Origin of the sequence: Staphylococcus sp. GDX7P312P, from assembly GCF_008385775.1 — a bacterium.
In the GTDB taxonomy this organism is placed as follows: Bacteria; Bacillota; Bacilli; order Staphylococcales; family Staphylococcaceae; genus Staphylococcus; species Staphylococcus haemolyticus.
The window spans coordinates 46,235-60,034 of the sequence record NZ_VUKI01000016.1 but is presented as its reverse complement, the minus strand read 5'-3'; the positions used below and the strand labels follow the sequence as shown (position 1 = coordinate 60,034).

Genomic DNA, 13,800 nt, shown 5'->3' with positions numbered 1-13,800 from the left:
TAAGAGATAGACTTTTATTAGGCTTACACCAACCCTAATTCGCTGTAAAAAGTTTATTATCTCCTACTTGTCTGACTTATTTTATAACAATTATTTATTTGATGTTGATTCGCTTTGACTCACGCTTGATTGTGAAGTAACGTTCTCACTTGTACTAGTTGCGTCACTTGTACTTAGTGAATTTGATGTACTGTTATTACTCTCGCTTGCAAGCACACTTTCAGATTGTTGAGATTGAGCGCTAAGTTGTTCTTCAGGTGTAATGTCTTGGCTATTTAAATGTTGGAAATTTTCTTGTGTGACTTTTTCTGCATCGATATCATAGTTTAATAAATAATCCCAATCATCATTTTTAAGTAAATCTAATTGAGCTTCAACTAGCATGCGGAAACGTGATCTGAATATTTTAGATTGACGTTTCATATCTTCAGTTTGGAATGATAAATGACGTGCTTTTTCGATAGCGTCATTAACAATCAAATCTGCTTGTGCTTGAGCTTTACTAATAACAGCTTCAGCTTCTTTATTAGCAGCCAATTTAGTCTCTTCTCCAGCTTGTTGAGCTTGAACAAGAGCATCACTTACTGATTGATGAACTTGTTGATAAGATTTAATATTAGTATCTCTCTCTTCAATTACTTTTTCAAGCTGTTTTTTTTCTTCTTTTAAACGTTCAATTTCATTACTTAATTGATTTAAGTAATCACTTACTTCAGCTGGTTCTAAACCATTTTTCACTTTTGTAAATTCTTTATTTTTAATTTCACTAGGTGTAAAAGGCATCCTACATCCTCCTTAAATCAACATTAAATTGACTTATATTTATTACTTAAATAGCGTTCGATAATTTATGTGTATTTTGTCTTTTTTAGTCCTACCACCTATATCAATGATTTGAGCTCTTCCAAATCCTTGAATAGATAATAAATCATTAGTTTGAACTTGAAAATCTGGTGAATCAATAATTGTGTGATTAACTTTCACACGCTTCTTTTCAATTAATTGTTTCGCTATTGTTCGAGATTTATGAATCATTTCCTTTAAAACGACGTCTAATCTCAATGCACTTACAGTACTACCTTGAATTTTCCAATTCTCTACTGATTGTATCATATCTTTAAATGGAATAGAATTAAGTTTAACTGTAGCACCTTTTATCTTTGTTAATTCCAACATAATATACGATTCTAATTGCTTTGTCAAAACAAATTGAATACTGTCGCCGACAATAATATCACCAACTTGTTCCCTTTCTATTCCTAATGACATAAGTGTTCCTAGGACATGTTGATGTTGTATATTAACAAACTTCTCTGGATAGTTGATTTGAATTAATACTTCTTCAAAGTCAGCTTCCCCAGGTTCAAAATAATTAGGGGCAATGAGACCTCGTTTTCTCTCTGCGTTATCTCCACCAAAAAAAGTCACTTCCATATCTTCATAACTGCCTGTTATGACTTCAAGTATATATTGTCCTCTCGGATCGAGAAAGTTTGTCAAAATTGGCGCATACTGCTGTTCAACTTGATCACACTTATCTATTAATTGATCTATTAACCCTTGCTCTTCGTCTCTAAAATGCTGATAAATATCGATTATCTTACACCTCTCTGATTCTAAATTAAATGATAAAAGAGGTTGAAACAACCTCTCATGTATTGTCTCAGCCTCTTAAACGCCATATATTATTACATTAAATGAACTATTATCATACTAAAGATACTTCTTAACCCAGCTTGGAATAATACAAGTACAAACAAAGCTACAAGTGAAGAAATATCAATCATCCCTATTGGAGGGATAATCCTTCTAAATGGTTCTAAAAATGGTTCATATAATTTACCTAGTATTTCACCGAAGTTAGATTCTCTAATATTAGGTACCCAAGATGTAAAGAAATAAATAATCATTCCAAAGTAATATATTTGAACTAGAAAAATTATAAAATCAAAAATGGTAGCTAGTAAACCTACATCCATATAACGTTCTCCTTATTCGTAGTGTTGCGATTCCATTTGTTCAATATGATCTGTAATACTTCCCGCAACTTCTACATTATCAGGTGTACAAAGGAATATGTCAGTACCTACACGTTGAATATCTCCACCAATTGCATAAACTGTTCCACTTAAGAAATCAATAATGCGTTTAGCTGAAATTTTATCAATACGTTGTAAATTCACTAAAGTAGCACGGCGGTTTTTTAATTCATCCGCGATATCTTGTGTATCTGAAAATACTCGTGGCTCGAATAAGCACATTTTTGAACTTTCATAACCACTATAACTTTGCGACGTTTGATTCATTGTAACAACATTTTTGCCGTTTGACTTTGATGGCGGTTGATTCATACGCACATTCCTTTCTTCTGAGTTATAATTTCTTGTTGTTTTCTTTTGTGGTACTGTTTTCAATTTACTTTGATTACTATATGAACGTTCTGATTGTTGCGGTTGATTCTGTTGAACATTGTTTGTTTCATTTTCTTCATTCTGAACTACACGACGTTGTCGCTCTTCAGGGCTTTCTACTTCTTCTTCATCATCCATTAGAAAAAAATTATTAAATAAATCTTTAATAGCCACGGGGCTCACTCCTATTCTCCTACAAGTTTAGTCCCAATTCTTATAAATGAAGCACCTTCTTCTACAGCAATTGTATAATCATTACTCATTCCCATAGATAAATAGTCGCATGGTGCATAATCTAAATTAAGGTTTTTGATTTCATCTCGTTTTACTCGTAATTGTTTAAATAACTGTCGAATATATGTAGTGTCTTCTGTATAAGTTGCCATTGTCATTAATCCGACAATTTTTATTTTATCATATTGTTCAATTTGTTCTATAAAGTGATTAACTTCATTCAAAGCAATACCATGTTTAGATTCTTCTCCTGAGACATTGACTTGTATGAAGCAGGCAATCTCATGATCCGCTCTTTTATTAATTTCCTTAGCTAAACTAAGTCTATCTAGTGCATGTAGGTAATCAATTTCGTTAATGACTTCTTTTACTTTTCTAGATTGTAAAGAACCTATAAAGTGCATAGTAACATCGTTTGGCAAAGCAGATTTCTTCTCTAAAAAGCCTTCTAATCTATTTTCACCAAAATGTCTAAGGCCAGCATCATAAGCTTCTTTAGCACGGTCTATTGTAACATATTTTGTTACTGCAATCACGTTTGGCAAGGTAGACGCTTCACTATTTTTGAAGTGTGATTGTATTTCACTTTCAATGTTTCTTAAATTTTGTTTTACATCCATATTCTACTCAACCTCTTCACCATTTGTTAAGTTTAGTTATCACTAATAAATACATATGTATTTAAATATTTATTATTTATATGACTAATCTAATGAGATTATTTTTGGCCTATAAAAGCCAACATTCTACCTGTTTGACCTTTTTCAACTCGATATGAAAAGAAAAGTGATAAATCCTCTGATGTAGCATAATCAGTTATATATATATTTTCGAATGGTACACCATAATGATTAAGTAATAGCGCATTAGCACGTTTTAAATCAATACCATGTCGATTTTCTCCACGAGTTTCAATATAATCTTTAACATTAATTGGTAATGTTTCAAACTTCGTTTTAATATCATCATTAATTTCATATGTAGTTGATGTAGATGGCCCAATTACAATCTTTAGATCATTATAATCAAAATCAATTTGCTTTAACATTTCACTAACAATTTGACCATATGTACCTCGCCAGCCAGCATGTGCTAATCCTACATAGTGATGTTTTTCACTATAGAAATAAACTGGTACACAATCAGCGTAGCACATCGTTAATAACGTATCAGGTTCATATGTATAAATCCCATCAATACCATACATATCATCTGTTAATGTATCGATGTTAGTTCCACGATGACTTTGCGAAATTTCCATTACTCGATTTTCATGAGTTTGAATTGGAAATACCCATTGTGCTCTTTCAAACCCAATCGCGTCCGCCAACATTTCTTGGTGTTTAGTAATATTTTCAGGATTATCATCCACATATCTTGCCATATTGAATGATGATTCTGGATATAGACTATAGCCACCTTCTCTTGTAGTGAATCCTAATTTAACATGCTTCAAGTCTTGAGATTCATATTTCAAGTGATGGGGATACTTTACAAATTTCTCTGACACGAGATCAAACCACCTTAATTAAAAGTTTTATTTTTGTCGATTTCTAAAAAGCTTACTCTAAAATTGAATATAGATATATTATATAACAATCTTCACTTTACTTGAAAGTAAATAAAAAAGGGAGCGAACATGAATCCACAAGTGAATTCGCCGTTCTACTCCCAATTAGGAATGATTAAGACGATAAATACACTTAATCATACAACGAAATATAGACAAAACTTATTTTCAATTAACGTCTAGTTCTTCTAGAACGTCTTTCTTCTCTATTTCTGATAAAGCTAGGAATATCGTCATCTTTAGTAGTATGACTTCTTTCTGATACACTTTCAGAAGAACGAGAGCTTGATGAGCTTTGAGAGAATGATTCTTCTCTTGGCGTACTTGTTTGTGTTGAAGTGCTTGAAGTTGCACTTGTTCCGAAACCAGTACTTGAAGCTTTACGTCCTTGTGAAGTTGGTTTATCTTCAAAACCAGTAGCAATTACAGTTACTACGATTTCATCTTGTAGTTCAGGATTGATAACTGTACCAAAGATCATATTTACATCTTCATCTGCAGCATCTTGCACGATGTCAGCCGCTTCTTGAGCTTCAAATAATGATAGTGATTCCCCACCAGTGATGTTCATTAACACACCTTGAGCACCAACGATTGAAGTTTCAAGTAATGGTGATGAAATTGCTTTTTTAGCTGCTTCAACTGCTCTGTTCTCTCCAGAAGAGACACCAATACCCATTAAAGCAGAACCTTGGTTAGACATAATTGTTTTAACGTCAGCAAAGTCTAAGTTTACTTCACCTGATACAGCGATTAAGTCAGAGATACCTTGAACACCTTGACGTAATACATTGTCTGCTTCTTTAAATGCTTCCATCATTGGAGTTGATTTATCAACGATATCTAATAAGCGATCGTTAGGGATAACAATTAGTGTATCAACTGCTGCTTTCATAGATTCAACACCAGCTGCTGCTTGAGTTGAACGTTTACGTCCTTCAAAACCGAATGGACGTGTTACTACACCAACAGTTAATGCACCCATTTCTTTAGCAATCTTAGCTACTACTGGTGCAGCACCTGTACCAGTACCGCCACCCATACCAGCAGTTACGAATACCATATCTGCACCTTGGATTGCATCTTCAATTTGTTCACGTGACTCTTCAGCTGCTTTTTTGCCAATTTCTGGATTTGCACCAGCACCAAGTCCGCGTGTTAATTTCTCACCAATTTGGATTTTAGATTCTGCTTTAGATAAGTTTAAAGCTTGTCCGTCTGTATTAATTGCAATAAATTCTACATTGTTCATGCCATGGTCAATCATACGGTTAACAGCGTTGTTACCACCGCCACCTACACCGATGACTTTTAATGTCGCTAAATGATTAAATCCTTGTTCAAATTCTAACATTTATATTTCCTCCTAGTCTTTTTGGCCCATCATTCAAATAGAGATTTCATAAGTTTTTTAAATTTGCCCTCTTCTTTTTGAGGTTGCTCTTGATCATCATCATAATGTTCTGTCGTATCGTGATGACTTTCGTTGCTATCATACTTATCATAGTCGTCTACTTTATCTGTTCTTTCATGTGGTTCGTTGTAGTCTTCTTCATAAGTATCTTCATTTTTATTTGACTTACGTTTAAACCAGTCAAATCCACCTGATTTAGAAGTATGTTCTCTCTCGTTATCTCCAATAACTTCTTCTTCAAACTCATCATTATCTTGATAACTCATTGTAACATAATCGAGCAACTCATCAAAAGTGATGCTACTAGATATAGTAGAAATAGCTGATGTAAATTCTGGCTTTCTGATACCCATTTGTGACGGTGTATGAACTCTAATCTTTTCATTTACCATCGTATTAAGTAATTCTTTAACTCCTAATAAGTTTGAAGAACCGCCAGTTACAATGAAACCACCGTTCACTCTAGTTAATCCTAAGTCAACTAATACATCAAACACCTCATCAAAGATATCTTGCATTGTTCTCTCAATTACAGCACTTAAATCTTTTTGAGTATATTCAACTAATTCATCACTGTCTACTTGATCTACACTAAATACATCTTGATCTGATGCAGAATTAGCATAAGCATGACCATATTGATGTTTAATCTTTTCAGCCGTTTCATATGTAGTATTTAGTTCTTCAGCAATATCATCAGTAATATCGCGACCTGCTAATTCAATTGAATCAGCGTCTACTAATTCTCCACGCTCATAAAAGGCAATTTGAGTTAAATCTTCACCAATATCTATTACACATGCTCCTAATTCTTTTTCAGTAGCTGTAAGAATTGAGCCATAATTATAAGCATCTGAATAAACATCTAAAACATCTACGCCACATGATTCTACACATTTAATCATGTTGATTAAAATAGATTTATGAATTGCAATAACTCCTGCTTTAACTCTTAATGAGTGTCTAGCAATCAATTCTTTAGGGTCTGATACTTCATTATCCCCATCCACAATAAAACGAATAGGGAATACATCAATTACATCAGTATCCGCTACATCATTTTTTTGACGAATACCTTCTAGCACTTCTTCAATGTGTGTGCCGTTTATTTCAGTATCTTCATAAAAATCAATTTCATTTGCTTCATCATATACTTCAGTACCTATGATAGGTAATTTTAAGAAAACTTCTTTAATGTCTACACCTGATGCGATAGAAGCTTTTTTAATTGTATCTTTAACTGCTTGTTTAGCAATGTCGAAATCATCAATTAATCCGTTCTTGATACCGCTAGTGTAGGTTTGTCCTGTACCTATCACATTTATTCCATTGTGAAATTTTTCGCCTACTATTGTTTTTACACTTGATGAACCAATATCTATGCTTACATAGTAATGTTCCTCCATAGATAGGCACCTCCTGACAAATTACTATTAAAATACACTATGTTTAGTTTACAATACGTCGTAAGGCTTGTGAACTATAAACACATATTAATATCGAAATTTTTTAATTATTTGAATCTGATTGTTCGTTAATTTTATTTAAAGCGCTTTGTAACTCATCTTTTGCATCAGTTTCTTGTTGTGATTTTTGACGAACATTTTGATCGGATTTTGAATCTCCGCTACTGTTTTCATTATACGGTATAAATGATGCACCTACAGATAAATCTATATAACCTTGGGTTTTCAAGTTACCAGAGTCGTCTTTTGATAAAGATTGTGACATTTGAGGATAATATTTAATTTTATTAGCAATCGTTTTTATGTTGCCAACTACTTGCATATCATCTTGCATATATAAAAGAATTCGATTAGGGCTATTTTGCTTAGGTGCGTACTTAATTTCTGAAATCATATCTCTAATGTCTGGAGACATCTTAGATAAAGATTTAATCATGTTGCTTTTTTCTTCACCTTTAAATCCTTCTAAAATAGGTCCACTTCCGGCAATATTACCATCAAAGTTTTTCAATTCTTGATTTCCTTCTATAATTGGCACATATTTGTTCTTTTCTTTAACAACACCCACAACTTGATTTTCAGTTATTTGCACTTTTAACGTATTCGGTAATTGCTTTTTAATTTTTACGTCTTTTATTAAATCATTCTTCTTCAGATTTTGAATACCTTTACGTTTACTATACGTATACATTCTTGAATTATCTTTTACATCCAAAGCTTTTTCAACTTGACTGTTACTCACATTGTTATTTCCACTAATTTTAATATTAGAAATTCTACTTAGTGGTGTAAACATGTAGAGTAAAAATAAAATTATTAATAATACTAAAAATGTAATGATAACGTACTGAATTCTTTTTTGACGCTTCCTTCGCTGAATTCTTAATTGTTCTTTTCTCTCTTGTGGTGATAAATGATCAAATTGTGTACTCTTGGCATGTTTTTTTCTTTTACGATTGTCATTGAACTCTTTAACTCTATCTTTAATAGATAGCTTATATGTGTTTTCACTAGAATTAATGGAGAGTCTGTGACTATCATTCGTTTTTGTACTTTCAACGCTTTGAGCATCTTCATCAGATGTTTCGTTAGATTGTTCAATTGCTTCATTTTGTTCCAATTGTTCGGATTCATTGGATTGATTATTAAAGTTATCTTCGTCTATTGATTGATTTTGATCTTGTTGTTTAGAGGTCTCATTAGGCTTATTAATTTTATACAATTGAGCGTCATCTGTGGAAATTTTATTCTTATCCTTATGATTAGCATCATGATTTGAAAGGTGTTCTTCATTGTTTAATTCTCGATTTCTTTTTTCAATAAGACTTTGAATCGAGCTCACCTTATTATCTTTACGTCGTTTATCTTTCACTTGATTTCACAACCTTTAATAAGATGGTAAGTGGGCACGGAAACTTTCTATAAATCTTTCACCACGTTCTTCAAATGTTTTATATTGATCCCAACTTGCACATGCAGGTGATAGTAAGACAACGTCATTCGGTTCGACTACATCTTGTACCTTTTTAACAGCGTCTTCAATATCTGTAGCTTTCACCACTAACTTACCTTGACTATTGCCAAGCTTAGCAAATTTTTCTTGAGTTTGACCAAAAACAACCATGACACGTACATTCTTCATATAAGGTATTAATTCATCGAAATCATTACCACGATCTAAGCCACCACATAACCAAACTATTGGTTGCTTGAATGAATTCAATGCAAATTGTGTAGCAAGTGTGTTTGTAGCTTTAGAGTCATTGTAATACTTGTTAGTGCGATTTGTACCTATATATTGTAATCTGTGATCTATACCAGAGAATGTAGTTAAACTATCTATAATTGCTTTTATTGGAACACCAGCTAAGATTGAAGCTAATACTGCAGCTAGAATATTTTCTAAATTATGTTCCCCAGGTAATACTAAATCATCTATATTAATGATTCTTATTCCTTTGTAAACAATAAACCCATCTTTAATATAAATACCGTCTACTTCTTGTTGAGTAGAGAAATACAATGTTTTAGCTTTCAAATTTTCAGACTCAATTAAATGTCTTTGATGATAATTACATATTAGGTAATCATTTTCTGTTTGATTTTTGTAAATCTGTTTCTTTGCGTTTTGATAGTTTTCAAGTGTTTCGTGATAATCTAGATGAGCAGAATATATATTTGTGATAATCGCAATATGCGGACGATATTGCTCTACACCTAATAATTGGAATGAAGATAATTCAGTTATTAGATATTCATTAGGTGATGTTTCTTGTGCTACTTTAGATGCTACATAGCCTATATTTCCAGAGAGTCTCCCAGTCAATCTACTTTTCTTAAACATATCGCCAATTAAAGAAGTCGTAGTTGTTTTACCATTAGTTCCAGTTACAGCTATAATCGGTGCTTCTGATATTAAATAACTTAATTCTACTTCAGTTAATATTTTTAAATGTCGCTGATATGCTTCTTGAATTATAGAAACTGTATAAGGAATACCAGGATTTTTTACTATAATTGGCTCATTATCTAATAGTGATAAAGGATGTCCACCATCAACTATTTTAACTCCTAGCGCCTCTAAATCCTTGGCATGAGGATCTTGTGACAAGTCTTTGCCATCATTTACAGTCACATTGGCACCTAATTTGATTAATAACTTAGCTGCTTCATATCCGCTTTTGGCTAGTCCTACTACAAGAACATCTTTATTTTCTAATCCTGTATAATTGAGCATGCTAATGCACTCCTATCCATAATCCGATTAATCCTGAAATTAAACCTGCTGTCCAGAACACTGTCACTACTTTCCATTCTCCCCAACCACTTAATTCAAAGTGATGATGAATCGGGCTCATCTTAAAAATACGCTTTTTTGTAAGTTTATATGAAGCAACTTGCAACATAACTGAAGCTGTTTCAATTACAAATACTAGTCCAATTAGTAACAATGATAATTCTTGATTTAGCATAATTGATATCGTTGCGAAAATTCCACCTAAAGCTAAACTACCAGTGTCTCCCATAAATACCTTTGCAGGATTAAGGTTATACGGTAAAAATCCTAATAATGCAAAAATCATTATAATACAAAATGCTCCAATTGCTGGTGAATCTAAAACAAAGCTCATAATGGCGTACATTGTAAAACCAATAATTGATAATCCTGTTGCTAAACCATCTAAACCATCTGTTAAATTCACAGCATTTGAGAATCCAACTTGCCAAAAAACAATAAAAATCACATATGCAAAAGATAATGGAATACTAATATTTGTAAAAGGTATGTTTAGATTAGTTGAAAATTCTACAAGATGGAAAACATCACTTAGTAAAAAGAATACAACTGCAATTGCAATTTGTGCTAAAAATTTTTGCTTACTTGTTAAACCTTGGTTGTTTTTCTTAACTACGATGATGTAATCATCAATAAAACCTATTAAACCAAAACCAATTGTCACAAATAATAATAAAATGATTGGATTTGAATTATCTACAAAGAAAATTGCAATAATTGAGGTAATGATAATACTAATTAGAAAAGTCAAACCACCCATTGTCGGTGTGCCTGTTTTTTTCATATGGCTTTGTGGACCTTCTTCACGAATGCTTTGTCCAAATTTCATTCGCTTAAGCGTTGGAATTAAAATAGGTACTAAGATAAAAGTAATTAATAGTGCGATTACCGCAAGTATAAAAAGCATAATTGTCTCCTTTACATATTTAATTTTAGTTTTGTCTTCTGAGTTTATTAATTGATAATATCTCGTTCATTTTATCAATATTTTAAAGTAAATTCATTTAAAATTTGTATGAGATCGAATGACGTCCTTTGAAGTAACACGAGCTGAGAAGGGAATGATATAACCCCCGCTCACTTATATTTGCTACTAAAGTTCTATTTTGTAACCAATACTCACTGTGCTTGTCACAACTTTTAGACGTTCATTCAATTCTCATAACTTATCATCTACTTTTTCAAGTCAAATTATAATTACTCGTTAGAATCTTGACTATTGTTTGTCTGTTGTTCTTGTTCAGAAGAGCTTGAAGTATCATTCTTATTGTCTTTTTCCTTATCGTCTGAAGAAGAACTGGCTTCATCTTTATTAGAAGAGTCATTTGATGCTGTCTCATTGTCATTCGTATTCGTCGATGTATCGTCAGGATCTTCTGGAGATAATTCAATTTCAACCTTACTATTGTCTTTTAATGTAGTTCCATTGTTAACCGATTGTTTTGTTACATAGCCACTACCTTTAGTTGTAACGTTAATGCCAGTTAATTCTTGGAAGGCAAGTACATCATCTTTTGTCCAACCTTTCATATTTGGCATTGTAATATCACCATCAGTTAATAAGAGCACCTTACTATTAGGCAATAATTTTTTATTGGCTTTAATTGATTGAGATTTGACGTTATCTCCATTACCAATAACGGTTGCTTGTAAATCTTCAGATTTTAAACTTTCTTTTGCTTTATCAATAGATTGTCCAGTTACATTTGGTACTTTTGAATATTGTGCAGATTTAGTTTCATCTTTTTTAGAACCTACATTTAAATATTTAAGTGTATTTTCCATAATTGGTTTGAAAGCCTTACTTACACCCATTTCATAAGCTTCTTGATCATTCTTTTGAGCTAAGCTCATACCGGCATAAACAATAACTTTAGGATTTTTCTTAGGCGCATCACCAATGAAACTTACAAAGTATGGATTTTCACCCTTAACATATCCGCCGCTCTTTTCATCCGCCACTTGGGCAGTACCTGTCTTACCTTCAATATCATAACCATCTACTCTATAATTCATCGCATGACTCTTCTTACTATTAACTACTTTATCTAATTCTGTTTCCACTTTACTTGCGGTAGAAGCAGTAATTGGTTTGCCAGCAATTTCTTTTTTGCCTTGATAGAATGTCTTTTTGGAAATTGGATTTTTAATACTATCCACAAACCATGGTTTAAGCATATTCCCTTTATTAAAGAAAGCAGATTGTGCCTGAATCATTTGTACCGGCGTAACAGTTGTAGATTGCCCGAATGCTGACGTTTTTTGTTGTAATTCATTCGACCAAGCAATATTACCTTCTGCTTCACCATCAAATAGACCACCAGTTGGTTTGCTAAAGCCAAATCTTTCGTACCATGATTTCATTTTGTCAGCACCTACTAAGTCTTGTAAGTGCATCATCAGTGTATTTGAAGAATAAGTAAAGCCTAATGACATTGGAATTTCGCCCCAACCAGTTTTATTCCAGTCGGAGATTCTAGAACCCATGATATCACGATGTCCAGACTCATATTTTTTCTTAGGATCAAACTTACCTTCTTGTATAGCTGCCGCTAAACCAAATGATTTAAAAGTAGAACCTGGTTCATACGTATTTTGATATAAGTCATTCGCCCATTTTTTCCCAAAATCTTCACCTGTCTCAAGATTAAACGTAGGACGTTGACTGAATGCTAAGATTTCACCTGTTTTAGCATCCATGACAACAGCAAATAAATCTTTTGGTTGATATCTCTTAACCATATCATCCAATGCTTCCTCAACGAATACTTGAATATTTGAATCAATTGTTAAATGAACATCATCACCACGTTTAGGTGATTTTTCATTTTTAGTATTTGGAGCAATATATCCCCAAATATCTTGTATATAAGATAATGCACCTTTAGTTCCACTTAAATAACTATCAAAGATTTTTTCAACACCAAGCGCACCTTTTAATTCTCCTGTATCTGGATTTTTTTGTGCCATTCCTATTAAGTGAGACGCAAAATTACCATTTGGATAAAAGCGTTCAGTTTCTGGATATAATGTAATACCTGGTAAGTCCATTTTTTCCAATTTCTGTTTATCTTGATAAGTTAAATTAGTTCCTTTTTGACCAAATTCCACTTGGAATGCTTTTTTCTGATTAAGTCGTTTTTCAATTTCTTCCGGTTTCATGTCTATAATTTTAGAAAGTTCTTTAGCTGTCTTCTTTTTATCCTCTACATAGCGAGGTTTGTCTCCACTTTTACCTGCGCTTTTATCGACTACCGCTACAACTTTATATCTTTCGACATCTTCGGCAAGAATTTTACCGTTTCTATCATAAATCTTGCCTCGTTCAGCTTGTTCATTGTTTTGAACTAAATATTTTTCATTCGCTCGCATTACTAAATCTTGTCCATCAGAATGCCCTGTGATCATAATATATGAATATCTTAAAACCAATATAAAAAAGAGCAGTCCGAATATACCAACAAGGAGGACTGCTCCTAATTTATTTTTTCTAATTTTAATTTTTCGCTTCGCCATTTGTACGCACTACCTTTACATTGTCGTTATTTAGGCTCATACCTTGTGCTTTAGCCTTGTCGTAAATGCGTTGGTAAGAAGAACTTTTTTTAATTTCAGATTGAATTGCGCTATTTTCACTTGATTGTTGTTCAATTTTGGAGTCTAAATCTGCAATCTTTCCATTCGTATCATACGCATCCATTTTTAAAGATAGCATATAAATAGCAATAACTGCAATTGCAGTAACAAGTGTTATGTATAAGTATTTCTCAAATCTTGTGAGTTGAACTACAACCTTCTTAGTAACTGTTCTTGTTTGTGGTTCCGATTGAGGTTGTTGTTTCGGTATACTATTGTGCTGGACGTCTTCATATGGTTCATATATTTCTTCTACAGCCATCGTCAATTAC

General features: G+C 32.7%; 13 protein-coding genes. All 13 read right to left on the bottom strand.

What is annotated here, in order from left to right:
- Positions 1-90 precede the first annotated feature (90 nt).
- The 13 genes from F1592_RS04850 to ftsL all read right to left on the bottom strand — a co-directional run bounded on the left by F1592_RS04850 (position 91) and on the right by ftsL (position 13,790).
- A complete protein-coding gene (locus F1592_RS04850; RefSeq protein WP_053017052.1) occupies positions 91-783 on the bottom strand; it encodes a DivIVA domain-containing protein in 693 nt (230 codons plus the stop codon).
- 42 nt (positions 784-825) lie between these two features.
- Positions 826-1,647 carry a YlmH family RNA-binding protein gene (locus F1592_RS04845; RefSeq protein WP_223197214.1) on the bottom strand — a complete coding sequence of 274 codons (822 nt, stop codon included), beginning with the start codon at positions 1,645-1,647 and terminating at the stop codon, positions 826-828.
- 41 nt (positions 1,648-1,688) lie between these two features.
- Positions 1,689-1,979 (bottom strand): YggT family protein, encoded by a 291-nt coding sequence (locus F1592_RS04840; RefSeq protein WP_053017051.1) that lies wholly within the window; start codon positions 1,977-1,979, stop codon positions 1,689-1,691.
- A 12-nt stretch (positions 1,980-1,991) separates the two neighbouring features.
- On the bottom strand, positions 1,992-2,585 hold the full coding sequence (locus F1592_RS04835) for a cell division protein SepF (RefSeq protein WP_011276011.1): 594 nt from the start codon (positions 2,583-2,585) through the stop codon (positions 1,992-1,994).
- 11 nt (positions 2,586-2,596) lie between these two features.
- Positions 2,597-3,265, bottom strand: coding sequence for a YggS family pyridoxal phosphate-dependent enzyme (locus F1592_RS04830; protein ID WP_149809535.1), 669 nt, complete (start codon positions 3,263-3,265; stop codon positions 2,597-2,599).
- A gap of 98 nt (positions 3,266-3,363) precedes the next feature.
- Positions 3,364-4,155, bottom strand: a complete 792-nt coding sequence (pgeF, locus tag F1592_RS04825) for a peptidoglycan editing factor PgeF (RefSeq protein WP_053018972.1) — start codon at positions 4,153-4,155, stop codon at positions 3,364-3,366.
- 232 nt (positions 4,156-4,387) lie between these two features.
- A complete protein-coding gene (ftsZ, locus tag F1592_RS04820) occupies positions 4,388-5,569 on the bottom strand; it encodes a cell division protein FtsZ (protein WP_011276014.1) in 1,182 nt (393 codons plus the stop codon).
- A 29-nt stretch (positions 5,570-5,598) separates the two neighbouring features.
- Positions 5,599-7,035, bottom strand: a complete 1,437-nt coding sequence (ftsA, locus tag F1592_RS04815; RefSeq protein ID WP_149809534.1) for a cell division protein FtsA — start codon at positions 7,033-7,035, stop codon at positions 5,599-5,601.
- 103 nt (positions 7,036-7,138) lie between these two features.
- Positions 7,139-8,467 carry a cell division protein FtsQ/DivIB gene (locus F1592_RS04810; protein ID WP_149809533.1) on the bottom strand — a complete coding sequence of 443 codons (1,329 nt, stop codon included), beginning with the start codon at positions 8,465-8,467 and terminating at the stop codon, positions 7,139-7,141.
- A gap of 15 nt (positions 8,468-8,482) precedes the next feature.
- Positions 8,483-9,832: a UDP-N-acetylmuramoyl-L-alanine--D-glutamate ligase gene (murD, locus tag F1592_RS04805; RefSeq protein ID WP_037536269.1), complete on the bottom strand. Its 1,350-nt coding sequence runs from the start codon at positions 9,830-9,832 to the stop codon at positions 8,483-8,485.
- A 1-nt stretch (position 9,833) separates the two neighbouring features.
- Positions 9,834-10,799, bottom strand: a complete 966-nt coding sequence (mraY, locus tag F1592_RS04800) for a phospho-N-acetylmuramoyl-pentapeptide-transferase (protein WP_011276018.1) — start codon at positions 10,797-10,799, stop codon at positions 9,834-9,836.
- Positions 10,800-11,089: 290 nt separating this feature from the next.
- A complete protein-coding gene (locus F1592_RS04795) occupies positions 11,090-13,408 on the bottom strand; it encodes a penicillin-binding protein (RefSeq protein WP_149809532.1) in 2,319 nt (772 codons plus the stop codon).
- Positions 13,389-13,790 (bottom strand): cell division protein FtsL, encoded by a 402-nt coding sequence (gene ftsL, locus F1592_RS04790; protein WP_016930703.1) that lies wholly within the window; start codon positions 13,788-13,790, stop codon positions 13,389-13,391. The genes F1592_RS04795 and ftsL overlap by 20 nt, the downstream gene beginning before the upstream one ends.
- Positions 13,791-13,800 lie beyond the last annotated feature (10 nt).

What these genes read in the sequence shown, in the direction of transcription:
- F1592_RS04795 (WP_149809532.1), bottom strand. Translation starts at nt 13,408, where the DNA reads ATGGCGAAGCGAAAAATTAAAATTAGAAAAAATAAATTAGGAGCAGTC.
- F1592_RS04830 (WP_149809535.1), bottom strand. Translation starts at nt 3,265, where the DNA reads ATGGATGTAAAACAAAATTTAAGAAACATTGAAAGTGAAATACAATCA.
- F1592_RS04850 (WP_053017052.1), bottom strand. Translation starts at nt 783, where the DNA reads ATGCCTTTTACACCTAGTGAAATTAAAAATAAAGAATTTACAAAAGTG.
- mraY (WP_011276018.1), bottom strand. Translation starts at nt 10,799, where the DNA reads ATGCTTTTTATACTTGCGGTAATCGCACTATTAATTACTTTTATCTTA.
- murD (WP_037536269.1), bottom strand. Translation starts at nt 9,832, where the DNA reads ATGCTCAATTATACAGGATTAGAAAATAAAGATGTTCTTGTAGTAGGA.
- ftsA (WP_149809534.1), bottom strand. Translation starts at nt 7,035, where the DNA reads ATGGAGGAACATTACTATGTAAGCATAGATATTGGTTCATCAAGTGTA.
- F1592_RS04840 (WP_053017051.1), bottom strand. Translation starts at nt 1,979, where the DNA reads ATGGATGTAGGTTTACTAGCTACCATTTTTGATTTTATAATTTTTCTA.
- ftsL (WP_016930703.1), bottom strand. Translation starts at nt 13,790, where the DNA reads ATGGCTGTAGAAGAAATATATGAACCATATGAAGACGTCCAGCACAAT.
- ftsZ (WP_011276014.1), bottom strand. Translation starts at nt 5,569, where the DNA reads ATGTTAGAATTTGAACAAGGATTTAATCATTTAGCGACATTAAAAGTC.